Below are 25,193 nucleotides of genomic sequence, written 5' to 3'. Positions count from 1 at the left end.
AGACGGCGCGGATATTACAATAAGCAATTCAGAAGTGTCATGGTTTAAATTATCAAAATACAAATCATACAGCATTGATTCAGCTTGAGTCGGAAAATGGAAGTTATTGTTATTCGTTATGTGGCTAAATAATATTTACTGTAAGTATTATTTTTAAATTGAAACTATTAATAACTTTAACCTAACACCCGCAACAGCCCTATAAAACTCGCATATAGCCAACGGATGAGGGAACGACGCCTTCTCACATCCAAATATTCGGATACGACAACTCTGCCAGACGCCACACAAGTAATACGTGTACGCTAAAGAAATAATGGCCAGACATGGACTCGATAAGCTTGGTTAGCAATGTCGAGATCAATTTTCTGCGGTAAGTAATAAAGATGTTTACGCAGGACTAACTGACTCCAAGCCCCCGCTATCACAGGAGATACGGTACTATCCGCTTGATTTACTATCGAAGGTTTCTGTTCCATCAGGAGCGTGATTTCTGTACTCATAGGGATGCTAATGTCAGAAATCACAGATTCGGCTATCAACTCAAAGCGAGTCGATAGCCTATGATAGCGACATATCAATCGAGTGGAATGATCCCATCTGTGACTTTGCTTCTGCATCCATGCCATAGCTTGTCCTTAATTTATGTTTCGTTGACTTCAGGTTTAACCGGATCTTGGTGAATAATCACCTCAGCATCTTCGAAGGCGGCTTTGACTCTTATCCCTGTTGTATCAGCAATACTGTGGGCTTCATTCAAACTCAAATTGCCATCGAGTTCTAAATGAAATTGAATAAAAACAGTTTTGCCTGCTTGACGAGTGCGTAAATCATGCAGCCCTTGCACCCGTGGATCTTCCATCGCGATTTGCGTGATTTGCTGGCGAGTTTCTTCGTCTAGCTCTCTGTCTAACAAGGCTTGAATTGAGCGATAACCTAAGCCAAAGGCTTGATGACCAATATAAAATGCAATCATTACCGCAAATAAACCGTCAGCCCACCACCAACCGTATTGCGCTAATACTAGTGCCAACAATACCGCACCATTAAGGAATAAATCTGATTTATAGTGCAGCGAATCAGCTTCAACCACAGTACTTTTTGTCGCCGCTAATGCGCGTTTCTGCAACATGACTAAAGCTAACGTCATCACAATCGCTATGATAGAAACAACTACACCTATGGTGGCATTTTCAACCGGAACAGGTGTTAATAGACGCTCGCCACCATAGAAAAGTAATAAAAATGCGGAGCCCATAATAAAGGCGGATTGCGCTAGAGACGCTAACGGCTCAGCCTTACCATGGCCATATCTGTGGTCATGATCCGGCGGCACAAGCGCGTAACGAATGGCAATAAAATTGATAATAGAAGCGAGAGCATCGGCAAAGGAATCCGTCAAAGATGCCAACATACTGGCGGAGCCGGAATAAAGCCAAGCGAACATCTTGATAAGAATAAGGATCAAAGCGGTAGCCACGGAAGCGCGGCTAGCCAGTTTGACCCAAAAATCGTATTGGGAAGTTTGAGTCATAAGGGATCTATCTTGGGAAGCTATGACCCTATTGTATATCAGCTAAGACGCTTAACCGCGAGGTTCTTTACCAGCTTGTGCTTCAAATCGCGCTTTAAACTTAGCTTGCTGCTCTGGTGTCAGCAGATTAAATATTTGATTATGCAGCTTCATACGTTCAATGGCTTGAGTTTGACGCTGCTCTTGCTGCGCACTCATCAGTGCCTTTGCTTGTGTTTCATCAAAACTTGGCGCGGTAATTAAGGCCTGCATCTCTGTGCGATGTGCCAAGCGTTCCTCTTTCGTTGGACGATTATCAGCGCGCGTGGCTTTCTGATCGGCAAACAACTTTTTGACGTCAGCTTTCTGGGCATCCGTTAAATCGAGCCCTTCAAACATACGATGCATGCCACCGTGGTCCATATGTCGGCCGCCATGTTCCATGCGGTCGCCTTTATGGAATTCAGATTTAGAGAAGTCGCAGCCAGCATCCTTAGGTGCAGCATTAACTGCCGTCGCGAAAACCGCAGAACTCGCTAGAATGGCAAACAGGCTCGCTTTCAAAGGTGATAATGTTTTCATAGTGTTAACCTCGATGGTTCAACTTTAATATGGCAAGTAATAAGACACAGTGACGACCCTTTTAAGCCGAGTCACTTTCGACCCTTCCAGTCTAAACCCCTATATGTAAGTGAGGGCGTTGCCTGAGTAAATCACTGTAAAGTTGCGGCAATAACTAACAGATTCTCTATTCTTTACTTTGGCTTACATTGCTACACAGCAATTGACATCAAAACAGGTATACTCAGCCAAAGCGCTAAAAGTGCCTATGATAAACAGGCACACGAGGCCACATTACAGAGATTAAGGAACAGTATGAGTCGGATATTATTAATCGATGACGATCTGGGTTTATCTGAGCTACTAGGGCAACTGCTCGAGTTAGAAGGGTTTCAATTAACCTTGGCCTACGACGGTAAACAAGGTTTAGATCTGGCACTGACCGCAGATTACGATCTGATCCTACTCGATGTAATGCTACCTAAATTAAACGGTTTTGAAGTGCTACGCGCACTGCGCCAACATAAACAAACCCCAGTATTAATGTTGACGGCCCGCGGCGATGAAATCGATCGCGTGGTTGGGCTTGAGATAGGCGCCGACGATTACCTGCCAAAACCATTTAATGACAGAGAATTAATTGCCCGTATCCGCGCCATTATTCGTCGTTCGAACTTAACAACCCAAGAAATCCATGCCGCGCCCGCCCAAGAGTTTGGCGATCTGCGCTTAGATCCATCGCGCCAAGAAGCTTACTGTAATGAGCAATTAATCATACTCACAGGCACCGAATTCACTCTGCTGCACACCCTAGCACTGCACGCTGGAGAGTTGATGAACAAGGAAGAGTTAAACGAGAAAGTGCTCGGCAAAAAACTCATGCCCTTCGATCGCAGCTTAGACATGCATTTATCGAATCTACGTAAAAAACTCCCCGAGCGTAGCGATGGTCGGCCAAGGGTGAAAACCATCCGTGGCAAAGGTTATATTTGGCTTCCATAACGGCGGTATCGACTGTGCCTAATCGTTTATTTATCAAATTATTGCTCGGATTTTGGCTTTGCAGCTCGCTAATCATTGCCTTAGTGGGTCTGCTACCATTGCTGCAACAAAATCACGACCGTGCGCCACTGCCACCTCACCTTGAAAAAGTCCTATCGACGATAGCTAAGCGCATTCAAGAAAACCCCGCCTTACTGGAATCCGATTTTCTTCGTCGCTGGGAAAGACATCGAGACATGGAAGGCAAGCCACTACGAGTTTATCTCGTCAACAGCCAGGGCCAAGTCGTCAACACACACAGGGTGAGTCGCGGTGTGCGCAGCTTTATGCTGATGGCTGATGAAGAAAAACAACCGATTAGCCATCAGTTTAAAGATGAGCTGGTGTTTGGTCCCTTTCAATTCAATCTGGGCGCCGAGACCTATTCACTTTATGGTCGCCTACCAGATAACCATCCACGGCCTTGGTTCTTCTTCTTCGCCGAAAATAAGTTATTAACTTTAAGCTTAGCAATTTTCCTGTCGGGATTACTATGTGGCTTGCTCGCGTGGCATTTAGGTAAAGCATTAAATTCACTTAAAAAGAGTGCTAATGCCCTCGCAGAAGGCGACTTAAGTCACCGAGTCGATAAGTCCACCACTCAGCGCAACGATGAAATTGGTCAGCTCGCCACGGCTTTTAACAGCATGGCCGACTCCATCGAAGCTATGGTGAATAATCAGCAGCGGCTCATGGGAGATATTTCCCATGAACTACGCACACCATTGACGCGGCTACAGTTATCCCTTGCCCTCGCCCGTAAAAAAGGTCAGCAGACCACCGAAACGGAACGCATAGGTTATGAAGCTGAGCAACTCGAAAAGCTTATCAGTGAATTGTTAGAGCTCTCGCGGGTCAAGCTCAGTACTAACGAAACCAAAGTACATTTAGGCTTGGCCGAATCCCTGAGCCAAGTTTTAGACGATGCGGAATTTGAAGCAGAACAGCAAGGTAAAAGCATTACTATCGATATCGATGAAGAAATTGAGTTAGCGCATTTTCCTAAATCACTTTCCCGCGCGATTGAAAACCTGCTGCGTAACGCGATCCGTTATGCCGCAAGCGATATTCACCTGCAGGCGAGTGCGACGGCTGATCAAGTACAAGTTACCATAAAAGACGATGGTCCAGGCATAGATGCCGCCGAACTCGATGCCATTTTTAAACCTTTCTACCGCCCCGACTCGGCAAGACAAAGAGAAAGCGGTGGCTGGGGACTTGGGCTGGCAATCACTGAAGCGGCGATTACCGCCCACAAAGGTAAGATTAAAGCCGAGAACCGTGTACCAACCGGTCTTGAAGTGACGATTACACTACCGAAATAGCCGATATGAAGAACAAGTATAGGAGGCAGAACTAATTAGTCGTAATTGGCAACACCTCAGTGTTGCCATCGTGTTAAAACGTAGGAAACGGGATTACAGCTTAACTAATACACGTCCAGTGACTTGGCCTTGGATAATTTTATTCGCGAAATCAGGCACCTCTGCCAATGATATCTGCTGACAAGCTTGCTGATAAAAATGTGCGGGTAGTGCTTTAATCACAGCTTCCCACGCCGCTTTTCGCTTCTCAAATGGACAAGAAACGGAGTCGATTCCCAGTAGGCTAACACCCCGTAAAATAAACGGCATAACGGTTGTTGGTAATGCAAAACCACCCGCTAAACCACAGATAGCGGCGGCGCCACCGTATTGCATTTGCGCTAATGCTTTGGCGAGGATCTTGTTGCCAACGGTATCGACCACACCCGCCCAGCGCTGCGCCTCAAGCGGCTTAGCATCTTGTTCAAGTTCACTGCGATCAATCACTTCTGCGGCGCCAAGCTCCTTCAATAAAGGCGCATTCTGTTCAACTCGACCACTGCAGGCAGCCACACGATAGCCAGCATTGGCGAGCAAAGTCACCGCCACAGAACCCACACCACCACTGGCACCTGTGACAAGAATATCCCCACTTTGCGGTGTTATCCCAGCCTGTTGCAGCGCTTGCACGCACAACATCGCCGTAAGCCCGGCCGTGCCTATCATCATGGATTTAGCGGCATCACAACCTTGCGGCATGGGCACCAGCCAGTCGGCTTTAACTCGCGCTTTTTGCGCCATACCACCCCAGTGATTTTCGCCCACGCCCCAGCCGGTCAAAATCACCTGATCGCCAACTTGGTATCTTACATCCGTCGATTCGCGCACCACGCCCGCAAAATCGATGCCTGGTACCATAGGAAACTGACGAATGATTTTGCCAGCACCGGTCACAGCTAAACCATCTTTATAATTCAGCGAGGAATAGGCGACATCAACCAAGACTTCCCCTTCTGGTAAATCAGCTTCTGTGATCTGTGAAACTTGAGCAAACGTACGTTTATCTTCTTGCGTCAGTAGTAAGGCATCAAACATAAATCGCTCTCCGAAGGCCAAACCGTATTAAACGATATTCAAAAAGTTACCATAAAAGGCATAGACATCATTAACAAGCAGACTTATTGCTAATAGTAAATGCTGGGATCTAAACAGATTAAAGATAATGACCCAGAGTGATCGAGCGCAAGAGATGGCAAGATCTAGCGTCTTTATTGCTTTAAACTCGCCTGCTGTAAAGCGCCACTTTGACCCCAGTAGCGGGCGAACTCAGTCAAGGTCATTCCGGCATTATTCGTTAGGTTCGCATCGCATTCTTTCGCGTATAGTCGCTTTACAATATTGAATTCGGCCTTAATCACAGCGCCCATCATTGCCGTATTACCACGCTTATCTTGCAAACAAGCATTAGCACCATGCTCAAGCAATAAATCCGTTGCAGCCTCTTGGCCATTATAAGCCGCCACCATTAGCGCGGTATAGGTTTGACTATTTCTCTGGTCAATAGGGAAGCCAGCATCGAGAAAATGCTCAAGCACTGTGATATCACCGGTACGCGCTGCTGCAAAAAAATAGTCCACCAGCAATTGTACTTGTGCGGTATCGGGCTCGTCCGTTTGACTTGCCGTTGCGGATGTAACCAATGGTGCTTGAAGCGAACCCGCCCCCATTGCCACCGACATACTCAGGGCCACAATAATCAATAATAAGATAGCAATAGTGTGTTTCATCAATGGCTCCCAGCACAGCTAAAATAGAGATTTAAACAATGAAACGTGACGAAATGCCCGCAAGACGCCCTCTTAAACTGGGCAGAAAAGAGCTTGTTTACGTCTTGCGGGACTTACTGGGTTCGGACTGTTAACGCGCAAATCTCTTCGACCAAAACAGTCCTAAAAATAACGACATCAGATTGAACGCTGTTTAACGTTGGCCAGATCCCCCTTTACGGCCTTGGTTAAACGCTCACCAAACTCTGGGTCTGCACGATAAAAGTGACTGAGCATCTGATGTTTCACATTGGTATCGTTCACTTTGCCTAAGTCACCGGCCAAGTTAGTGATCAGATCTGCTCTATCTTGCTTGCTCAAGCTGCGATAAAAGACGCCCGCTTGGCTAAAGTTATCCTGCTTGCTAATAGCCGTCTGTTGCACAGTCCCCGTCAGCGCAGTTGTTACCGCACGATAACGATTATCTTCGGCCAAGGCTAAATGTACGCTCGGTTGATAGTTCACATCGGACTGGGTATGCCCCATATTGCCCGCACCTTCTTGGTTGTGGTTTGCCACCGCCACTAAGGGTTTATTAATCGGCAATTGCGACAAATTCGCGCCGAGTCGATACAGCTGAGTATCGGCGTAGGAGAACATGCGGCCTTGCAGTAATCTGTCTTCCGAAGGCTCAATCCCAGGGATCAAATTCGATGGCGCAAATGCCGCTTGCTCAGTTTCTTGGAAGAAGTTTGCAGGCATGCGGTTCAGCGTCATAGTGCCCACTTTTTGTTCTGGCACATCTAGCCACACCTTAGTGGCATCTAACGGGTTGTAATCAAACTTATTAAGCTCAGTCGGGTCGAGTAATTGAACGTACAGATCCCACTTAGGATAGTTACCCTTGTTGATCTCACTATAAAGATCATCAGTTAAATGGTTAAAGTTTTGCCCTTGGACTTTAACCACTTCATCGGGACGTAAGCCTTTAACACCTTGCAGACTCTTCCAGTTAAATTTCACGTATTTAACTTGGTTATCTCGATTCACAAATTTGTACGCATGCACACCGAAACCGTCCATTTCACGATAACTGGCAGGTACACCTAAGTTACTGTAAACCTGAGTCAACATATGGGTTGAACCCGCTTCGTGACTGAAAAAATCGAAGAAACGATTCGGATCTTGCATATTGGTCACTGGCGATGGTTTGAGTGAATGCACCATGTCAGGAAACTTGATCGCATCGCGAATGAAGAATACGGGTAAGTTATTACCCACTAAGTCCCAGTTACCTTGGTCCGAATAAAATTTGGTCGCAAACCCTCGGGGATCACGCAGCGTTTCTGGCGAACCTTTCGAGTGAATCACGGTAGAAAAGCGCACAAATACGGGCGTCACTTTACCTTTTTGTGCAAAGGGTGCAGCTTGGGTTAGGTTACTAAAATCGCCACTCGATACAAACTCACCATGCACACCTGTGCCTCTGGCGTGGACGACACGCTCAGGAATACGTTCACGGGCAAAGCGTTGTAGCTTCTGGATAAGCTGCACATCTTGCAATAACACGCTGCCATTACTGCCCGCTGTGGTCGAGTTTTGGTTATCACCCACAGGTGCACCATTGTCACGTGTCAGGGTATTTGTTGGTAAAGTTTGAGCCTGTACATTCAATGTCAGACCCATAGAAATAATTAAAAGGCTTTTAGTAAGATGCATAACAGTTCCTCTTCTATGCATAACGCCAAGCTCTTTTCTGCCTGCCCGCAGTATAGTTCTGAATTTGTGATCAGAAGAAGCGATCCTTATCGATTATATCAATCAATAAAACCTATTAGACATAAATTGGCAACAACAAAAAGTCACATTGTCAGATACTGAAGCTAGAGATTGTAGACTAAAACCTCTCGGTTTTAGTCTATTGCGAAGTGGATAAACATGGGGTGGTTAGGAGATATTTGGCGATTAATTGAGCTTCGTAACAAGAGCCGTAAGCTAGCATTAATCCTTAAGCCCCATCTGTTTTAATCGACGGTACAAGGCATTACGGCTGATCCCTAACCGCTTAGCGCATTGGCTCACATTGCCATTACAGGCTTGGTATGCCTGCAGCACATTGCTATAAATCGCCTCATTTAGGGAATCCGATTGAACCTTTGTGACATTCGGCTCTACAGCGAACTTACCACTTGGCAGGGGTGATGCAGAAGGTTGACCACTTACCTCCTTAAATTCATCACATAAAGATTCAGCTTGTAACAGGTCTCCTTTTAACGGCTCGCATGTGAGTTTGGCCGCCAGATAATCGGGTAAATGTTGCCAATTGAGGGTATTGTCTCCTTCTGCCATCAAGCAAGCGACTTGCATGAGGTTATCCAGCTCACGCAAATTCCCCGGCCAGTCGTATTGCATCATTTTCCCTAACAGTTCTGGGCAGATATCCTGCGCGGCGATACGATGTTTACGATGCAATTTATGGATAATACGCTCGATATCCAGCCGCTCCCGCAGCGCAGGCAAACGCACTTGTAGACCATTTAATCGATAGAATAAATCCTGTCGAAACAGCCCTTGAGTCACCTGTTGTTCTAAATCCATATGGGTCGCGGCAATGATTTGAATATCAACTTTAAAACTTTGATTACTGCCAACGGGTACCACTTCGCGCTCCTGCAGTACCCTCAGTAAACGACTCTGGGCCGCCAGCGGCATTTCGCCAATTTCATCTAAAAACAAAAAACCGCCGTGGGCTTGGCGAATTTTGCCGATAAATCCAGTGCGGTTTGCCCCAGTAAAAGCGCCCGCCTGATAACCAAAGAGTTCAGATTCGACTAACTCGGCAGGCAATGCCGCGCAGTTCACTGCCACTAAAGGCTCGGTGCGACGCGCGCTCTGAGCGTGGAGCTTTTTAACAAACTGCTCTTTACCGACGCCAGTTTCACCAAGCACTAACAGCGGAATTTGCTTGGTGATCACCTTATTGGCATGTTGCCAAGCCCGTTCTAATTGAGGATCGCGAAACCGAACCCCCAATTGATTGAGCGATTTATTGCTAATCGCAACTCGACCCTTAGCACTGGGAATATTTAAGGATTGAGTCTGTAGATGCAAGGCTAAATGCTGATTAAAACCACCCGCACGGCTCCAATTATTGCCTAAGTACTGCTCGACGGTATCGCCCACCTTGGCATGATTAAGCAATTGTTTCGCCATGGGATTGCACCCCACAATGCGACCATCGCTATCGGCAATCACTATACCCTGCCAACCCGAATTCAACAGGTTTGGCTGCGCAGCTAAATCGATTCGATAATGGCTATCGGGCAGATGGCACAAAAGCGCGGTCTCGACCTGCTGCGCCAAACTGGACACTAACATTAGCGTCTGCTGAGTGTGCTTTTGCTGCTCGCTGGTGATATCAATCACCCCTAGCATCTCACCTTGGGGGGAAAATATCGGGCAAGCAGTGCAACTCATAAAACGATTCTGGCGAATAAAATGTTGCTCACCCACCACAGATACGGCTTGTTTGGCGGTAAGTGCCGTCCCTATCGCATTGGTACCCTTGTGCTGCTCAAGCCAATTCACCCCAATATCCAAAGCCACATCTGCCAGTTTTGTGGAGTAACGGCTCACACCCCAATGCCTAAGCACATAACCCTCGGCATCGGAGAGCAGGAGTCGGCTATTAGAATGCGCCATCAACTGATTGAACAAAGGCAAGGCATGGGATTGCACTAATGCTATGAGCATTTGATATTGCTCATGTTTCTGCTTTAGTCCGCAGGCATCGAGCCTAAGATCTTGGGGTAACTGAAATTCTGACAAGCCAGCGCCAATGCTGCGCTGCCACGAATCGGCCAACCACGCCTGTGTCGATGGTAAATGCGGTTTAACTGCCATAGCCGTGCTCCCCAGAGCTGTGTTCCGTTTCAGCACAATTGCTGTGTGCCACTCAATGACAAAGTAACCACAGGACACACTTCTCTCCCTGAGTGCCCATACTTATTCAAATCTGCAAAATTAGCTTTTCATCATACTGTTAGCACAACAAGTGTACAACTCCTGCCAGTTTGGCACTCTCCTTGCGATGCACCCTTGGTATGCAAGCCTCAGGTGTTGCATAAGAGAACACTAAGCCAATCAATAGGATTGGCTTAAAGCAAAACGAAAAATATTTAAAAAGGCATCCAGCAGAGATGCATCAACAAGACTCCCTTGCTGAAGCCAAGAGCGTAAAAATCGCCAACGCCCAGCATGCCATCCACAAGAAGGAATGATTCTATGATTTATGCTCAACCCGGAACCGCAGGCGCAATCGTTAACTTCAAAGAAAAATACGCCAACTTTATCGGCGGAAAATGGGTCGCCCCAGTCAATGGCAAATACTTCGACAATCGCTCCCCCGTGAATGGCCAAAACTTTTGCCAAATCCCGCGATCCGATGCACAAGATATTGAATTAGCATTAGATGCCGCTCACGCAGCGAAAGAAGCATGGGGTAAAACCTCAGTCACCGAGCGTTCAAACCTGTTACTGCGCATTGCCGATCGCGTCGAGCAAAATCTCGAATACTTAGCCGTTGCCGAAACCTGGGAAAACGGTAAAGCGGTGCGTGAAACCTTAAATGCCGACTTGCCCTTATTCGTCGATCACTTCCGCTACTTTGCGGGTTGTATCCGCGCACAGGAAGGCAGCGCTGCCGATATCGATGGCAACACAGTCAGTTATCACTTCCCAGAGCCTTTAGGCGTGGTCGGCCAGATCATTCCTTGGAACTTTCCACTCTTAATGGCCGCATGGAAAATCGCACCTGCGCTAGCGGCGGGTAACTGTGTGGTACTCAAGCCTGCGGAGCAGACGCCAGTCTCGATTCTGGTCTTGATCGAACTGATTGAAGACCTATTACCCGCGGGTATTCTTAACGTAGTCAACGGCTTTGGCGCCGAAGCTGGACAAGCTTTGGCCACCAGCAAACGCATCGCTAAATTGGCCTTTACGGGCTCCACCGAAATTGGCTATCACATTTTAAAATGCGCCGCCGAATCCTTAATTCCATCAACCGTTGAGCTTGGCGGTAAGTCGCCTAACGTGTTTTTTGCCGATGTGATGGACCATGAAGACGAGTATTTAAATAAGGCCGTCGAAGGCATGTTGCTGGCCTTCTTCAACCAAGGTGAAGTCTGTACTTGCCCATCTCGGGTGCTAGTCCAAGAATCGATTTTTGATCGCTTTATTGAAAAAGTGCTCGCCCGCGCGCAAACCATTAAGCAAGGCGATCCCTTAGATACCGACACTCAAGTTGGCGCTCAAGCCTCTAAAGAACAGTTCGATAAAATCTTAAGTTACTTAGCCATAGGTAAGGCTGAAGGTGCAGAAGTGCTACTGGGCGGCACACTTTGCCAACTCGATGGCGGCCAAAGCGAAGGTTATTACATCAGCCCGACGATTATGAAAGGCCACAATAAGATGCGTATCTTCCAAGAAGAGATCTTCGGCCCCGTCATTTCGGTCACCACTTTTAAAGATGAAGCCGAAGCCTTAGCGATCGCGAACGATACTGAGTACGGCCTAGGTGCTGGCGTGTGGACACGTGATATGAACACGGCTCAACGTATGGGGCGTGGCATTCAAGCTGGTCGAGTGTGGATTAACTGTTACCACGCCTATCCTGCCCATGCCGCCTTTGGTGGTTACAAAAAATCCGGCATTGGCCGCGAAACCCATAAGATGATGCTCAACCACTATCAAAATACCAAGAATCTCTTGGTAAGTTACGATGTGAATCCTTTAGGTTTCTTCTAAGGTTTTGGGGCTCAAACAAGCTGATGTGAGGAAGCTTTTATTTAGGTTTTTAAACGTCTTTGCAAGCAAGCTTATAACACTTTCCGCATGAGTAATCGATACAAGTGATAAACATGAAAGGGCGAATAGCCCTTTCTTTTTTAACTGAATTTAATTCAAACCTCACTCAGTTTATATTATCAATCCGCGCTAAACGCTGGGCTAATTCAGCAAGAGAGGAGGCTGTTTGTGGATCGCTTTGGGGATCGACAACTTCAACCAGTTTAAGTTTTGGCTGAAAAGGTAACCAAGAACTGCCCGTTGTCATCACTAAATCCAGCACAAACTGACCGTAATAGTGCAACCTCAGTCGGTTATCTGTCATAGGCCAATGGGCATAAAGCAGAAAAGAATCGTACATTTGCGCCAAAGAGGTTGTCGCAATGAGCTTAAACCCTTCATCAAGCAGACTAAACTCGGTCGATTCTTCGAAGGGACAATCGAAAGAAGTGATGACCAAATACCCCAAGGTTTTATTGGATAAAACGCAGCGATATTGGCCTTCAATCACTAAGCCAGCAATAAAGGTATGAGTAGGTTGACCATTGAAATACAGAGGCATTTTCAGTGGATTAGGCTCAAACCCATCGGCATGCTCTGTTAGCAGTGAAAACCCCGTTATCGGCTGCATCCCTTACCCCACTTATCTCGCCTACCTATCTCGCCTACCCGCGAACACACACATCACGCGGCTCTTGCAAATTCAAATCACTAGAACTGACGGCTTTTCCAATAACAGCCCAGTAAGATCAAATAACCGACAAAATACGCCACGAGATCAAGTGGATCAAAATGGCTGCCTATCACTATTCGCGCCAAGCGATTTCCGCCCAAGCCTAGCTTGTCGACTAAACCCCAATACTGACCAAACTCGATAGCAAAGGCAAACAGCAATACCGAAAACGCCAACCAAGGAGTTTGAAAAAAACGCTTCATGCCCTCGACTGTGTTTTGTGCTAGGGACTTTTCTGCTGGGCTGTCAACCGGAACGACAGCCCGCACCATACAAAACAGTAAGATCACTACTAGTACATCGCCCACAAAACCACGAATAAAACCCGCAGGTGCATATAAAGCGATTAAGACTTCAGTCAAAAATAATAAAACGGCATAAATACAAAAGGATTTACGACTCGGATTGCGGCTGATAAAAGCGCGAATAACGGCGGTAGACATAAATAAGTTAATCCCTTCACTCGATTGAGGTGGCAGAATCTACCGTAATACCAATAGGTTAACAAGTGAGTTTTCGTTGACATTTAAGGCTCACCACCCGAGCAACCGCGCCACTCAAGCCTATCAATTCGAATAAATGTTCGCGCCTCAAAATTTAAGCGAGGTTTAAGTTTGGGTTAAGTAGCCTACACCTAAACCCACTTAGGAGCGTCACATCATGTCATCAAACACACTGCAAACCATCAAAGTCTGGGACCTGTTGATCCGCATATTCCATTGGTCACTCGTCGGCTTTTTTGCCTTAGCCTACCTCACTGAAGGCGAAGACGAGTGGATGACCATCCACAGTTACGCAGGTTATAGCATCTTAATTTTACTGGTGTTTCGCCTGCTCTGGGGCGTGATGGGTACCCACAATGCGCGCTTTAGCAACTTTATCACTCGCCCTAAAGAAGTGCTGGTGTACCTCAAAGGACTCGTCACGGGCAAAGCCAAAGACTACATAGGCCATAACCCCGCTGGGGCAATGATGATAGTGGCCTTGATTGCCAGCATAGCCATCGCGGGATTCTCAGGCATGGCGCTGTACGCCACCGACGGACACGGCCCATTAGCTACGAGCTTTTTCGCCACTTGGCCCGAAGGCGCCATAAAAGAAGTCCATGAATTCTTTGCCAACTTCACAGTGTTCCTTGTGGTCATCCACGTTGGCGGCGTCATCGTCAGCAGCCTGTTGCACAAAGAAAACTTAGTCAGAGCCATGGTCACGGGCAAGAAACAACGCCCTGTGGGACAAGAAGATTAATCCCTTAGCCATTTTGCTTAGCAATAAGATATCCAGCCCAAAAGGAATGCCCTATGAACAGATTAACCAGACACACGAATAAAAGTCGCCTTGCCATTGTCGCAATTTCAACCTTGCTGCTGACTAGCCTCAGCGTTAGCGCCGTCAACAGTAAAGTGCAAAGCCTGCCACTTAGCGCCGAGCGCATTGGCACGCAACTGCAAAGCTATCAAGCCCAAGGCGCAGGGCCCTTTACCGCCGCCGCAGGACAAAAGCTTTGGCTACAGGACATGGACGGCCGAAGCTGCGCCAGTTGCCATACCGCCAAAGTCACCGACATGGGCATGCACCACAATACCCGTAAACCCATTGACCCTATGGCGCCATCGATTACCGCAGATCGGTTAACCGACTCAGCCAAAATTGAGAAATGGTTTAGCCGTAACTGTAACTGGACCTTTAAACGCGACTGCACGCCGCAGGAAAAAGGCGATGCCTTACTTTGGTTAAGCCTGCAATAACCGCCAAATGTCGACCATATTACTCATTCAATAACTCATTTAATTAGATCGATTAATTTCAATACCTTCCACAGAAGGTAACGACACAAAAAGGAAGATGTCATGACTCAACAAGCACACCCTATTAGCTGGATCTTAGGTTCATCACTCACAGCCGCGGCATTGGCCATTGGCGTTATCGGTGTCAGCCTAACCTTAACTGGCACAGGCTATGCGGACGATGGCCGCGAGCTCAGCCGCGCCGTTCCACAGAATGCGGAATACACGGCAGAATGTGGTAGCTGCCACATGGCTTATCCAGCCAATTTACTCCCCGCCAACAAGTGGCGCGCCATTACCGCAAATCTTGATAATCACTTTGGTGACAACGCCAGCCTAGATACTCAAGTCACTGCTAGAATTGAGGAATATCTGGTTCAACATGCAGCGCAAAATGGTAAGGTGATGAAAAACAGCACGCCGCTGCTCGTAGGTTCTGGGCCGCAGAAGATCACAGAACAGGCATTTTTTATTGGCAAACACGATGAGATCCCCAGACGTATGGTGCAAGATAACCCCAAAGTCGGCTCATTCAGTCAATGCAGCAATTGTCACAACCTCGCAGAGAAGGGCATATTCGATGAAGATACCGTTAATATTCCTGGTTTTGGCCGCTGGGATGATTAGCAGTCCAAGCACTGATGCCCACGACGATGATCTTTCCAGCAAGGTGGTCGAGTGGGTTAAGGAGGGCAAAGTTTTGCCCTTCGACACCATAATGCAACGCTATGAATCACGGCTAAAGGGACGGTTGCTCGATCTCGAAGTCGAGCAAAAACATGGAAGGATCATCTACGAGCTCGAAATCCTTCGTGACGATGGCATAGTGTATGAAATCAAGATTGACGCCAAAACCGGCGAGTGGCTAAAGGAAAAGGTCGACTGATGCGCTTGCTATTGATTGAAGATGATACCGATCTGGTCGCGCGCCTCATTCCCGCCCTTAACAAGGCGGGTTATACCGTCGAGCACGCCGATAACGGTATTGATGGCGCCTTTTTAGGCGAAGAAGAAAACTTCGAAGCCGTGATCCTCGATCTCGGTTTACCCGGCAAACCCGGTCTACAAGTCCTCGGCCAATGGCGACAAAAAGGCTTAGCCATGCCAGTGCTGATCCTCACCGCCCGCGATGCTTGGCACGAGCGAGTCGATGGCCTCAAGGCGGGTGCCGATGATTACCTCGGCAAGCCTTTTCACATTGAAGAACTACTCGCAAGGCTCGAAGTGTTGATCCGCCGCCACTTTGGCCGTGCCGACAATATGTTGCAGCATGCAGGCGTCTCCCTCGATGTCGACAAACAAGCCGTCACCAATGTTGATGGTGAAGTGATAGAACTGACTAAGCTTGAATATCGTCTGCTGCATTACTTAATGGTCAATCCCAGCAAGATCGTCTCTAAGTCAGAGCTCAGTGAACGCATTTACGAAGAAGATCAAATCAAAGACAGCAATGTCATCGAAGTGTACGTCAACCGCCTGCGCCAGCGCTTAGGCAAGGATTATATCGAAACCCGCCGCGGCCAAGGTTATCGACTCAAGGAGTAAAAGGCGTGTATTCACTCAAGGGTTATCTGACGCGCAATCTGCTGATCACGCTCACCTTTGCCATGGTGTTGTTACTGTATTTTCTGTACCAAGGTATCCAAGTATTAACCCAAGACTTTGTCGCTTCGCGTCTACAACACGATGCCGACAGCCTGATCTCCGCCCTGAATCATAATCCCGATGGCACATGGGCGCTCACCACCGACCGTTTACCCAATGTGTACCACAGGGTTAATTCTGGGCATTATTTTGCGATTCAAATCGGCGAGCAAACTCTGCGCTCACGCTCCCTATTCGACCATAACGTAAACATGCTTAAGCTGACCGCTGGTGAACAACGCCAAGCCACTGAGTTTATCGGCAAAGAACATTGGCTGATGTTCAGTCTGGCCGTTATCAAAGATGACCAATTAGTTACTTTGTGGGTGACAGAAGACATCAGCGAGCTCGAACAAACCCAAGTGCAATTTTTAGCCTTTGCCAGCGCAGCCGTGTTGCTCACGATTGTTATTCTATTAATGGCGCAGTATCAGCTACTGAAACGCGGCTTTAAACCCTTAGAGCAGATGCCAGAAGCTATACGGCAAATGCGCACCCAAGGGCAAGAAATCAATCCTGACCAAGTGCCAAGCGAGATAGTCCCACTGATCGAAGAGATAGATCGTTTAGTCAATCAATTGGGCCAGCGAGTACAACGCTCCCGTAATGCCTTGGGTAACTTAGCCCACGAAATGAAACGTCCGTTACAAGGGCTGCAGTCCTACCTAGAAAGCCTTCCACCAGAACAGCGGAGTGAGGGCAGCAAGGTGCTCGCAAACCTGCACCACATCATCGAGAGAGAGCTTAAGCGCACTAAGATTGTCGGCCTGTCCACTCCAGGGCGTTATACCGTGCTCGATGACGATCTTGCGCCGCTAATCAAAGTAATGCAGCGTATTTACCCAGACCGCATTATTCATAGCCATTACGCGAGCGGCTTAGTGATGCCGTTTGATCGGGATGACTTACTCGAACTCTTAGGCAACTTGCTGGATAATGCCTGCAAGCATAGCCGCAAGAACATTGAGATCCGTATAGTGCATCAAACGGCTCCCACCGCAGGTTATGGGATCATAGTCAGCGATGATGGCGAAGGCGTCTCCGATGCCGCGCTGTCCGTTATCATTGAGCGCGGCATTCGGCTAGATGAAAGCATCCAGGGCCATGGTTTAGGATTATCTATCTGCAAAGATATCGTCGACAGTTATCAAGGCGAACTCGGTTTTAGCCATGCGAAACAAGGCGGACTTAAAGCCAGCATATTTCTGCCGCTCCCGAGTTAAGCGGTATACTCAGCCAAACCGTGCTTAATTAATCCTGCCGCCAAATCATTCAGACCAGCGAACGGACTTAATTATTCGTGCCACTATGTCGCACCATTAAGCCCTTTGCATAACACAAGTCCAGAGATTTATATGAAAGTTATCGACCTAAAATCTGCCCCGCAACACATTCCACAATTGGCGGAGTGGCATCATCAAGCATGGGCACATTTGAGTTCTGCGGATACATCAGTCACCACGCTGATTGAGGAAATGCACGATTATTTAACTGACGCAGCTATTCCTAAGATGTTTATCTGCGAACAGGCAAATCAAGTAATGGGATCATCGTCATTAATCGCCGCCGATATGGACAGCCGAACCGACTTAAGTCCTTGGCTCGCCAATGTGTATGTGAATGCAAACCATCGAAATAAAGGATTAGGTAAGTTGCTCGTCAATGCCGTCATTGAGCATGCTAGAGCGATTCGTTTACAGAAAATCTATTTATTTACTGCAGATAAAGCCGATTTTTATCGAGCGCTGGGTTGGTCAATGATTTCACATGAAGATTATAAAGGCGAGATGGTCACGATTATGGAGTATGAATTAAGTCAGCAAAGTTGCTAAGTTAAGAGAGCAAGCCTCACGACGGGCGTCGTGAAGCTGTACATGCTGGCTAAATATCTAGATGTGATATCTAATACTTAGCGACAAGCCAAAGGCTTTAGTCAATTTCTATATCCACGCCGAAACGATTGGATAATTGGCGTTGCTCGTGCAGAATTTCAATTCGGCGGCGAGTGTCTTGGGTTAACTTGTCTTTGAGGCGCAAACCACTAGTAATGGCGGCTTTTTTTGCTTTCTTGCTCTTCATCGGTAAATCAGTTGTCGTTGCATCAGTTGGACTCTCGACGGCTTGAGATTCGATAGACATAGCTAACTCCTTTAATTAGAACCTTAAATAGGCTCTTCCAGTAAATCCCTGCTCAAAACGAACAAACAGGTCATCTTTATAATGAGTCAATTCGCCATTCACTATTTAAGTAATAGATAATTTGGCGACTCATAAACTTACGGCCCATATCATTTACCTAAGCCAACAAAATTAAATCACATGCTAACAGGATAAAAATAATCGAGACGTAAGGTCGAAATGAAAAACTGAGTATTGATTGACTTCATCCGCGTAACAGAACCCTAACGAGTCCTAAATTTCCAGCGACAAAGCGGCATAACATAGGTAGAGAAAGAACAGGTAGTAATGCAGAAAGGTTGGTAAGCTCGAGCGGCAAAGCGCTGCTGCGCAACAATTAGGCTACGCAACAGTACTACATCTAGCCTAGATTTACGACTTATATGGCATAGCGCCGAGGTAATCTTTCTTGCCAATTTCAACACCGTTGTGGCGCAAAATCGCGTAGGCTGTTGTTACATGGAAGTAAATGTTCGGAATAGCGTGCTCAATGGCAAACTCATAACCTGTAAGATATTTTCCTTCCCATCGTGGTTGTGAGACATGGATCGTGGCCGCATTAGCAAAATCATCCGCTTTAAACGTCGCTAAATAATCCAAAACCGAGCTAATACGCGCTTGCAACTCAGCCAGCGTCGTCTCGCTATCATCATGCTTTGGTACTGTATCTAAGTTATCAGTCAAACGTGCTACGCCAATTTTGGCAGTATCGCAGGCAATTTGAACTTGGCGAATAAGATTGAATTGATCCGGCGCTAAACGTGAGTTTAATAGCACCGCCATATCAACTTTCTTGAGGTTTGCGAAGCATTCGCCTTTTTCAAGAATAACGCTTAAATTTTTCAGCATCTTGCTAAATTGTACAACCGTTAAATCATAAAGCATGGCATAGACCTCATTGATGGACGCTACAAAACTGCAGCACTTAAGACGATCTTGGGGCAAATTACTCAATTTCAATCATTCTTGGAATTTAAGTATCTGCTTAATAATAAATACTTCAATATAAACGATATTAAGTCAATTAGGACGAGAAAAAGATAGACGTTACCAGTAGGCATAGAGCGTCAGCTACAAGCCAAGAGATTAAAATTATCTCGGACTGATCCGAATAACAATAACGTACACTCGTAGGAATTGGGATGGCCAGCTATGACGATAACCACATACTTCGAGCCCAAAGCATGTGCGTCACTGACACGAATTATCCGCGACACCATAACGAAAAAAGCCTCATCTTTCGATGAGGCTTATCTCTTAATGTTGGCGGAGCGGACGGGACTCGAACCCGCGACCCCCGGCGTGACAGGCCGGTATTCTAACCAACTGAACTACCGCTCCTTTAGCTTAACGTCTACACGTTAACCTAAATTAGGCGCTTGGCGATGACCTACTCTCACATGGGGAGACCCCACACTACCATCGGCGCGTTTGCGTTTCACTTCTGAGTTCGGGATGGGATCAGGTGGTTCCACAAGGCTATTGTCACCAAGCAAATTCTGTTTATTACCGTGTCCATCTCTGGACCACGTTAATAATAATTCGGAAAGCTGATTTGCTTTGTTTGAGTTCAAACTTTATCAAGTATCTGTATTCTGTCTAAGGCTTTCGTACGACCTCCATGGAAGGAGGAAGTGCTAGAAAATGTCTGGAACATTTTCAGTAAAACCCATCTGGGTTGTATGGTTAAGCCTCTCGAGTCATTAGTACATGTTAGCTCAACGCCTCACAACGCTTACACACCATGCCTATCAACGTCCTAGTCTCGAACGGCTCTTTAGAGGAATTAAATTCCTAGGGATGACTCATCTTAGGGCTCGCTTCCCGCTTAGATGCTTTCAGCGGTTATCGATTCCGAACGTAGCTACCGGGGCAATGCCATTGGCATGACAACCCGAACACCAGCGGTTCGTCCACTCCGGTCCTCTCGTACTAGGAGCAGCTCCCTTCAATCATCCAACGCCCACGGCAGATAGGGACCGAACTGTCTCACGACGTTCTGAACCCAGCTCGCGTACCACTTTAAATGGCGAACAGCCATACCCTTGGGACCGACTTCAGCCCCAGGATGTGATGAGCCGACATCGAGGTGCCAAACACCGCCGTCGATATGAACTCTTGGGCGGTATCAGCCTGTTATCCCCGGAGTACCTTTTATCCGTTGAGCGATGGCCCTTCCATTCAGAACCACCGGATCACTATGACCTACTTTCGTACCTGCTCGACGTGTATGTCTCGCAGTTAAGCTGGCTTATGCCATTGCACTAACCGTACGATGTCCGACCGTACTTAGCCAACCTTCGTGCTCCTCCGTTACTCTTTGGGAGGAGACCGCCCCAGTCAAACTACCCACCAGGCACTGTCCCTAATCCCGATAAGGGACCTAGGTTAGAACATCAAAACTACAAGGGTGGTATTTCAAGGACGACTCCATCATGACTAGCGTCACAACTTCAAAGTCTCCCACCTATCCTACACATGTAGGTTCAATGTTCAGTGCCAAGCTATAGTAAAGGTTCACGGGGTCTTTCCGTCTAGCCGCGGGTATACGGCATCTTCACCGCAATTTCAACTTCACTGAGTCTCGGCTGGAGACAGCGTGGCCATCATTACGCCATTCGTGCAGGTCGGAACTTACCCGACAAGGAATTTCGCTACCTTAGGACCGTTATAGTTACGGCCGCCGTTTACGGGGCTTCGATCATGAGCTTCTCTTGCGATAACCCAATCAATTAACCTTCCGGCACCGGGCAGGCGTCACACCGTATACTTCCTCTTGCGAGTTTGCACAGTGCTGTGTTTTTGATAAACAGTTGCAGCCACCTGGTATCTGCGACTCCCGTCAGCTTAGAGAGCAAGTCTCATCACCAACAGGAGCGTACCTTCTCCCGAAGTTACGGTACCATTTTGCCTAGTTCCTTCAGCCGAGTTCTCTCAAGCGCCTTGGTATTCTCTACCCGACCACCTGTGTCGGTTTGGGGTACGATTCCCACTAACCTGAAGCTTAGAAGATTTTCCTGGAAGCATGGCATCAACTACTTCAGTCCCTTAGGACCTCGTCATCAGCTCTCAGTGTGTACATTAAAGTACGTGTCCCCGGATTTGCCTAAGAACACCACCTACCACCTTAAACGCGGACTACCAACGCCGCGCTAGCCTAGCCTTCTCCGTCTCTCCATCGCAGTTAGCGGAAGTACAGAAATATTAATCTGTTTCCCATCGATTACGCCTTTCGGCCTCACCTTAGGGGTCGACTCACCCTGCCCCGATTAACGTTGGACAGGAACCCTTGGTCTTTCGGCGAGGGGTTTTTCACCCCCTTTATCGTTACTCATGTCAGCATTCGCACTTCTGATACCTCCAGCGTGGGTTACCCCTTCACCTTCAACGGCTTACAGAACGCTCCTCTACCGCGCACAGTAAACTGTGCACCCGTAGCTTCGGTGACTAGCTTAGCCCCGTTACATCTTCCGCGCAGGCCGACTCGACTAGTGAGCTATTACGCTTTCTTTAAATGATGGCTGCTTCTAAGCCAACATCCTAGCTGTCTAAGCCTTCCCACATCGTTTCCCACTTAGCTAGTACTTTGGGACCTTAGCTGACGGTCTGGGTTGTTTCCCTTTTGACGACGGACGTTAGCACCCGCCGTCTGTCTCCCGAGTAGTACTCATTGGTATTCGGAGTTTGCAAAGGGTTGGTAAGTCGGGATGACCCCCTAGCCTTAACAGTGCTCTACCCCCCAATGGTATTCGCTCGAGGCGCTACCTAAATAGCTTTCGAGGAGAACCAGATATCTCCCCGGTTTGATTGGCCTTTCACCCCCCAGCCACAAGTCATCCGCTAATTTTTCAACATTAGTCGGTTCGGTCCTCCAGTTGATGTTACTCAACCTTCAACCTGCCCATGGCTAGATCACCGGGTTTCGGGTCTACACCTTGCAACTAAACGCGCAGTTAACACTCGGTTTCCCTACGGCTCCGCTATTCGCTTAACCTCGCTACAAAATGTAAGTCGCTGACCCATTATACAAAAGGTACGCAGTCACGGTCTCAAGAACCGCTCCCACTGCTTGTACGTATACGGTTTCAGGTTCTATTTCACTCCCCTCACAGGGGTTCTTTTCGCCTTTCCCTCACGGTACTGGTTCACTATCGGTCAGTCAGGAGTATTTAGCCTTGGAGGATGGTCCCCCCATATTCAAACAGGATGTCACGTGTCCCGCCTTACTCGTTTTCATCAATGGTTAGTTTTTCATGTACGGGGCTATCACCCTGTGCCGCTGCGCTTTCCAACGCATTCCACTAACACCCCACTGACTTAAGGGCTAATCCCCGTTCGCTCGCCGCTACTAGGGGAATCTCGGTTGATTTCTTTTCCTAAGGGTACTTAGATGTTTCAGTTCCCCTCGTTCGCCTCGCAACACTATGTATTCATGTTGCGATAACAGCTTATGCTGCTGGGTTCCCCCCATTCGGACATCGTTAGCTCAAATGCTTGTTACTAGCTCGCCAACGCTTTTCGCAAGTTACTACGTCCTTCATCGCCTCTGACTGCCAAGGCATCCACCGTATACGCTTAGTCGCTTAACCATACAACCCAAATGAGTTTCACTCACCTGAGTCGCATTGCGACCAGCTTGGTTTTACTTGTCTCACTTCTGACCAAAGAAGTGGACGCGCCTTAGACGTAAACTATTCAATAAAGAATAATTTACTTTTGAATATTCAAGACACTTAATAAAGTGTTTGAGAACTCATGTTCAATGCTTTCGCATTAAACGTTTTGTAATTAATCACATGACAGACTCATGCAATTAAATACTATCAGCTTTCCAAATTGTTAAAGAACAATGCGTACCGGCTCGCGGCGCATTTAGCTCTGACTTCTCCTAAGAGAAGCTAAACAAGCAATCTGTGTGAACACTCAACAAACATTAAGTTAGTCGTATAGGTAAGGAGGTGATCCAGCCCCAGGTTCCCCTAGGGCTACCTTGTTACGACTTCACCCCAGTCATGAACCACAAAGTGGTGAGCGCCCCCCCGAAGGTTAAGCTACCCACTTCTTTTGCAGCCCACTCCCATGGTGTGACGGGCGGTGTGTACAAGGCCCGGAACGTATTCACCGTGGCATTCTGATCCACGATTACTAGCGATTCCGACTTCATGGAGTCGAGTTGCAGACTCCAATCCGGACTACGACGAGCTTTGTGAGATTAGCTCCACCTCGCGGCTTTGCAACCCTCTGTACTCGCCATTGTAGCACGTGTGTAGCCCTACTCGTAAGGGCCATGATGACTTGACGTCGTCCCCACCTTCCTCCGGTTTATCACCGGCAGTCTCCCTAGAGTTCCCACCATTACGTGCTGGCAAATAAGGATAGGGGTTGCGCTCGTTGCGGGACTTAACCCAACATTTCACAACACGAGCTGACGACAGCCATGCAGCACCTGTCTCACGGTTCCCGAAGGCACTAAGCTATCTCTAGCGAATTCCGTGGATGTCAAGAGTAGGTAAGGTTCTTCGCGTTGCATCGAATTAAACCACATGCTCCACCGCTTGTGCGGGCCCCCGTCAATTCATTTGAGTTTTAACCTTGCGGCCGTACTCCCCAGGCGGTCTACTTAATGCGTTAGCTTGAGAGCCCAGTGTTCAAGACACCAAACTCCGAGTAGACATCGTTTACGGCGTGGACTACCAGGGTATCTAATCCTGTTTGCTCCCCACGCTTTCGTGCATGAGCGTCAGTCTTTGTCCAGGGGGCCGCCTTCGCCACCGGTATTCCTCCAGATCTCTACGCATTTCACCGCTACACTCGGAATTCTACCCCCCCCTCTACAAGACTCTAGTTCGCCAGTTCGAAATGCTATTCCTAGGTTGAGCCCTGTGGCTTTCACATCTCGCTTAACAAACCGCCTGCGCACGCTTTACGCCCAGTAATTCCGATTAACGCTCGGACCCTCCGTATTACCGCGGCTGCTGGCACGGAGTTAGCCGGTCCTTCTTCTGTAGGTAACGTCACAGATATAGCGTATTAAACTACATCCTTTCCTCCCTACTGAAAGTGCTTTACAACCCGAAGGCCTTCTTCACACACGCGGCATGGCTGCATCAGGGTTTCCCCCATTGTGCAATATTCCCCACTGCTGCCTCCCGTAGGAGTCTGGGCCGTGTCTCAGTCCCAGTGTGGCTGATCATCCTCTCAGAACAGCTAGGGATCGTCGCCTTGGTGAGCCATTACCTCACCAACTAGCTAATCCCACCTAGGTTCATCCAATCGCGGAAGGCCCGAAGGTCCCCTCCTTTCCCCCGTAGGGCGTATGCGGTATTAGCAGTCGTTTCCAACTGTTATCCCCCTCGACTGGGCAGATCCCTAGGCATTACTCACCCGTCCGCCGCTCGCCACCTCAGAAGTAAACTCCCTTGTGCTGCCGCTCGACTTGCATGTGTTAGGCCTGCCGCCAGCGTTCAATCTGAGCCATGATCAAACTCTTCAATTAAAGTTTTGTTGTTTGACTTACGTCAAACGGCTCAATGAATTCTACTGTTTTGATTCGCTTTGCTCACTAAGAAGCATCGCGTTTCAATTCATACATTACTGTATGTACATATTGCTATGAACACTCAATCACCCTTCCCGTAAGGAGAATGACTTGAAAACATTGATTTAAATTTTTGACTGCCAACCCTAAGGCTAAGCAGTTTCGATTAACTCAACACCTGTGAGTGTCCACACAGATTTCTTGTTTTATCTTGTTAAAGAGCAACTCAATATTCGTAAGAGAACTTGAGTACCACACTGAGCGTTGAACGCTTCCAGTTGGCT

Annotated in this window: 20 protein-coding genes, 1 tRNA gene, 3 rRNA genes and 1 pseudogene; 10 read left to right on the top strand and 15 right to left on the bottom strand. The window is 47.7% G+C overall.

The window, feature by feature from the left end:
• Nucleotides 1-176 precede the first annotated feature (176 nt).
• The 3 genes and pseudogenes from HQQ92_RS01700 to HQQ92_RS01690 all read right to left on the bottom strand — a co-directional run bounded on the left by HQQ92_RS01700 (nucleotide 177) and on the right by HQQ92_RS01690 (nucleotide 2,095).
• Nucleotides 177-629: pseudogene (locus HQQ92_RS01700) on the bottom strand (hypothetical protein).
• Nucleotides 630-643: 14 nt separating this feature from the next.
• Nucleotides 644-1,534, bottom strand: coding sequence for a cation diffusion facilitator family transporter (locus HQQ92_RS01695; RefSeq protein WP_131525141.1), 891 nt, complete (start codon nucleotides 1,532-1,534; stop codon nucleotides 644-646).
• A 51-nt stretch (nucleotides 1,535-1,585) separates the two neighbouring features.
• On the bottom strand, nucleotides 1,586-2,095 hold the full coding sequence (locus HQQ92_RS01690) for a Spy/CpxP family protein refolding chaperone (RefSeq protein WP_113941370.1): 510 nt from the start codon (nucleotides 2,093-2,095) through the stop codon (nucleotides 1,586-1,588).
• A gap of 294 nt (nucleotides 2,096-2,389) precedes the next feature.
• Between HQQ92_RS01690 and HQQ92_RS01685 the strand changes: the two genes are divergently transcribed.
• On the top strand, nucleotides 2,390-3,076 hold the full coding sequence (locus HQQ92_RS01685) for a response regulator (protein ID WP_105251061.1): 687 nt from the start codon (nucleotides 2,390-2,392) through the stop codon (nucleotides 3,074-3,076).
• Nucleotides 3,064-4,440 (top strand): ATP-binding protein, encoded by a 1,377-nt coding sequence (locus tag HQQ92_RS01680; RefSeq protein ID WP_217272600.1) that lies wholly within the window; start codon nucleotides 3,064-3,066, stop codon nucleotides 4,438-4,440. Before HQQ92_RS01685 ends, HQQ92_RS01680 begins: the two co-directional genes overlap by 13 nt.
• A 93-nt stretch (nucleotides 4,441-4,533) precedes the next feature.
• Here HQQ92_RS01680 and HQQ92_RS01675 read toward each other — a convergent pair whose 3' ends face one another.
• The 4 genes from HQQ92_RS01675 to HQQ92_RS01660 all read right to left on the bottom strand — a co-directional run bounded on the left by HQQ92_RS01675 (nucleotide 4,534) and on the right by HQQ92_RS01660 (nucleotide 10,088).
• Entirely contained in the window at nucleotides 4,534-5,514 is a 981-nt protein-coding gene (locus HQQ92_RS01675) for an MDR family oxidoreductase (RefSeq protein ID WP_173242658.1), read from the bottom strand.
• Nucleotides 5,515-5,687: 173 nt separating this feature from the next.
• Complete coding sequence (locus HQQ92_RS01670; protein ID WP_173242657.1) at nucleotides 5,688-6,206, bottom strand: ankyrin repeat domain-containing protein; 519 nt, start codon at nucleotides 6,204-6,206, stop codon at nucleotides 5,688-5,690.
• 177 nt (nucleotides 6,207-6,383) lie between these two features.
• Nucleotides 6,384-7,904, bottom strand: a complete 1,521-nt coding sequence (locus tag HQQ92_RS01665) for a catalase (RefSeq protein ID WP_173242655.1) — start codon at nucleotides 7,902-7,904, stop codon at nucleotides 6,384-6,386.
• Nucleotides 7,905-8,186: 282 nt separating this feature from the next.
• Nucleotides 8,187-10,088: a sigma-54-dependent Fis family transcriptional regulator gene (locus HQQ92_RS01660; RefSeq protein WP_173242653.1), complete on the bottom strand. Its 1,902-nt coding sequence runs from the start codon at nucleotides 10,086-10,088 to the stop codon at nucleotides 8,187-8,189.
• Between the two features lie 381 nt (nucleotides 10,089-10,469).
• Between HQQ92_RS01660 and HQQ92_RS01655 the strand changes: the two genes are divergently transcribed.
• A complete protein-coding gene (locus tag HQQ92_RS01655; RefSeq protein WP_173242651.1) occupies nucleotides 10,470-11,990 on the top strand; it encodes an aldehyde dehydrogenase family protein in 1,521 nt (506 codons plus the stop codon).
• A 166-nt stretch (nucleotides 11,991-12,156) separates the two neighbouring features.
• On the opposite strand, the gene HQQ92_RS01650 is transcribed toward HQQ92_RS01655, so the two are convergent.
• Nucleotides 12,157-12,660, bottom strand: coding sequence for a hypothetical protein (locus HQQ92_RS01650; protein ID WP_173242649.1), 504 nt, complete (start codon nucleotides 12,658-12,660; stop codon nucleotides 12,157-12,159).
• A gap of 80 nt (nucleotides 12,661-12,740) precedes the next feature.
• Nucleotides 12,741-13,205, bottom strand: a complete 465-nt coding sequence (locus HQQ92_RS01645) for a DUF2809 domain-containing protein (protein WP_173242647.1) — start codon at nucleotides 13,203-13,205, stop codon at nucleotides 12,741-12,743.
• A gap of 217 nt (nucleotides 13,206-13,422) precedes the next feature.
• On the opposite strand from HQQ92_RS01645, the gene HQQ92_RS01640 reads away from it, so the two are divergent.
• The 7 genes from HQQ92_RS01640 (at nucleotide 13,423) to HQQ92_RS01610 (ending at nucleotide 18,025) form a co-directional block, all read left to right on the top strand.
• Nucleotides 13,423-14,010, top strand: a complete 588-nt coding sequence (locus tag HQQ92_RS01640; RefSeq protein WP_173242645.1) for a cytochrome b/b6 domain-containing protein — start codon at nucleotides 13,423-13,425, stop codon at nucleotides 14,008-14,010.
• Between the two features lie 53 nt (nucleotides 14,011-14,063).
• Entirely contained in the window at nucleotides 14,064-14,510 is a 447-nt protein-coding gene (locus tag HQQ92_RS01635) for a DUF1924 domain-containing protein (RefSeq protein ID WP_173242643.1), read from the top strand.
• A 102-nt stretch (nucleotides 14,511-14,612) separates the two neighbouring features.
• Nucleotides 14,613-15,176, top strand: coding sequence for a diacylglycerol kinase (locus tag HQQ92_RS01630; protein WP_173242641.1), 564 nt, complete (start codon nucleotides 14,613-14,615; stop codon nucleotides 15,174-15,176).
• Complete coding sequence (locus HQQ92_RS01625) at nucleotides 15,169-15,435, top strand: PepSY domain-containing protein (RefSeq protein WP_173242639.1); 267 nt, start codon at nucleotides 15,169-15,171, stop codon at nucleotides 15,433-15,435. Before HQQ92_RS01630 ends, HQQ92_RS01625 begins: the two co-directional genes overlap by 8 nt.
• Complete coding sequence (locus HQQ92_RS01620; RefSeq protein WP_173242637.1) at nucleotides 15,435-16,094, top strand: response regulator transcription factor; 660 nt, start codon at nucleotides 15,435-15,437, stop codon at nucleotides 16,092-16,094. The genes HQQ92_RS01625 and HQQ92_RS01620 overlap by 1 nt, the downstream gene beginning before the upstream one ends.
• A 5-nt stretch (nucleotides 16,095-16,099) precedes the next feature.
• Nucleotides 16,100-17,416 (top strand): sensor histidine kinase, encoded by a 1,317-nt coding sequence (locus HQQ92_RS01615; protein ID WP_173242635.1) that lies wholly within the window; start codon nucleotides 16,100-16,102, stop codon nucleotides 17,414-17,416.
• 132 nt (nucleotides 17,417-17,548) lie between these two features.
• The gene (locus tag HQQ92_RS01610) at nucleotides 17,549-18,025 is read left to right on the top strand and encodes a GNAT family N-acetyltransferase (protein ID WP_173242633.1); all 477 of its coding nucleotides are present in this window, start codon (nucleotides 17,549-17,551) and stop codon (nucleotides 18,023-18,025) included.
• Nucleotides 18,026-18,122: 97 nt separating this feature from the next.
• On the opposite strand, the gene HQQ92_RS01605 is transcribed toward HQQ92_RS01610, so the two are convergent.
• The 6 genes from HQQ92_RS01605 to HQQ92_RS01580 form a co-directional block, all read right to left on the bottom strand.
• Nucleotides 18,123-18,332, bottom strand: coding sequence for a hypothetical protein (locus HQQ92_RS01605; protein ID WP_105251048.1), 210 nt, complete (start codon nucleotides 18,330-18,332; stop codon nucleotides 18,123-18,125).
• Nucleotides 18,333-18,743: 411 nt separating this feature from the next.
• On the bottom strand, nucleotides 18,744-19,256 hold the full coding sequence (locus tag HQQ92_RS01600; protein WP_063885021.1) for a DUF1993 family protein: 513 nt from the start codon (nucleotides 19,254-19,256) through the stop codon (nucleotides 18,744-18,746).
• Nucleotides 19,257-19,635: 379 nt separating this feature from the next.
• A tRNA-Asp gene (locus tag HQQ92_RS01595) sits at nucleotides 19,636-19,712 on the bottom strand.
• 36 nt (nucleotides 19,713-19,748) lie between these two features.
• Nucleotides 19,749-19,864: ribosomal RNA gene (gene rrf / locus HQQ92_RS01590) — 5S ribosomal RNA — on the bottom strand.
• A gap of 189 nt (nucleotides 19,865-20,053) precedes the next feature.
• A 23S ribosomal RNA gene (locus tag HQQ92_RS01585) occupies nucleotides 20,054-22,960 on the bottom strand.
• Nucleotides 22,961-23,322: 362 nt separating this feature from the next.
• Nucleotides 23,323-24,867: ribosomal RNA gene (locus tag HQQ92_RS01580) — 16S ribosomal RNA — on the bottom strand.
• Together the 16S, 23S and 5S rRNA genes with 1 tRNA gene alongside form the textbook arrangement of a ribosomal RNA operon.
• Between the last annotated feature and the right edge of the window lie 326 nt (nucleotides 24,868-25,193).

The organism is Shewanella sp. DC2-4, assembly GCF_013248875.1.
Taxonomy (GTDB): domain Bacteria; phylum Pseudomonadota; class Gammaproteobacteria; order Enterobacterales; family Shewanellaceae; genus Shewanella; species Shewanella oncorhynchi.
The sequence above is the reverse complement of the archived record's forward strand: the minus strand, read 5'-3'. Positions and strand labels throughout refer to the sequence as shown.

Bases quoted from the DNA above. Each gene is read 5' to 3' on its own strand.
- HQQ92_RS01695 (WP_131525141.1), bottom strand. From the start codon at position 1,534: ATGACTCAAACTTCCCAATACGATTTTTGGGTCAAACTGGCTAGCCGC.
- HQQ92_RS01675 (WP_173242658.1), bottom strand. From the start codon at position 5,514: ATGTTTGATGCCTTACTACTGACGCAAGAAGATAAACGTACGTTTGCT.
- HQQ92_RS01605 (WP_105251048.1), bottom strand. From the start codon at position 18,332: ATGTCTATCGAATCTCAAGCCGTCGAGAGTCCAACTGATGCAACGACA.
- HQQ92_RS01670 (WP_173242657.1), bottom strand. From the start codon at position 6,206: ATGAAACACACTATTGCTATCTTATTATTGATTATTGTGGCCCTGAGT.
- HQQ92_RS01660 (WP_173242653.1), bottom strand. From the start codon at position 10,088: ATGGCAGTTAAACCGCATTTACCATCGACACAGGCGTGGTTGGCCGAT.
- HQQ92_RS01630 (WP_173242641.1), top strand. From the start codon at position 14,613: ATGACTCAACAAGCACACCCTATTAGCTGGATCTTAGGTTCATCACTC.
- HQQ92_RS01645 (WP_173242647.1), bottom strand. From the start codon at position 13,205: ATGTCTACCGCCGTTATTCGCGCTTTTATCAGCCGCAATCCGAGTCGT.
- HQQ92_RS01640 (WP_173242645.1), top strand. From the start codon at position 13,423: ATGTCATCAAACACACTGCAAACCATCAAAGTCTGGGACCTGTTGATC.
- HQQ92_RS01625 (WP_173242639.1), top strand. From the start codon at position 15,169: ATGATTAGCAGTCCAAGCACTGATGCCCACGACGATGATCTTTCCAGC.
- HQQ92_RS01685 (WP_105251061.1), top strand. From the start codon at position 2,390: ATGAGTCGGATATTATTAATCGATGACGATCTGGGTTTATCTGAGCTA.
- HQQ92_RS01620 (WP_173242637.1), top strand. From the start codon at position 15,435: ATGCGCTTGCTATTGATTGAAGATGATACCGATCTGGTCGCGCGCCTC.
- HQQ92_RS01665 (WP_173242655.1), bottom strand. From the start codon at position 7,904: ATGCATCTTACTAAAAGCCTTTTAATTATTTCTATGGGTCTGACATTG.
- HQQ92_RS01690 (WP_113941370.1), bottom strand. From the start codon at position 2,095: ATGAAAACATTATCACCTTTGAAAGCGAGCCTGTTTGCCATTCTAGCG.
- HQQ92_RS01650 (WP_173242649.1), bottom strand. From the start codon at position 12,660: ATGCAGCCGATAACGGGGTTTTCACTGCTAACAGAGCATGCCGATGGG.
- HQQ92_RS01635 (WP_173242643.1), top strand. From the start codon at position 14,064: ATGAACAGATTAACCAGACACACGAATAAAAGTCGCCTTGCCATTGTC.
- HQQ92_RS01610 (WP_173242633.1), top strand. From the start codon at position 17,549: ATGAAAGTTATCGACCTAAAATCTGCCCCGCAACACATTCCACAATTG.
- HQQ92_RS01655 (WP_173242651.1), top strand. From the start codon at position 10,470: ATGATTTATGCTCAACCCGGAACCGCAGGCGCAATCGTTAACTTCAAA.
- HQQ92_RS01600 (WP_063885021.1), bottom strand. From the start codon at position 19,256: ATGCTTTATGATTTAACGGTTGTACAATTTAGCAAGATGCTGAAAAAT.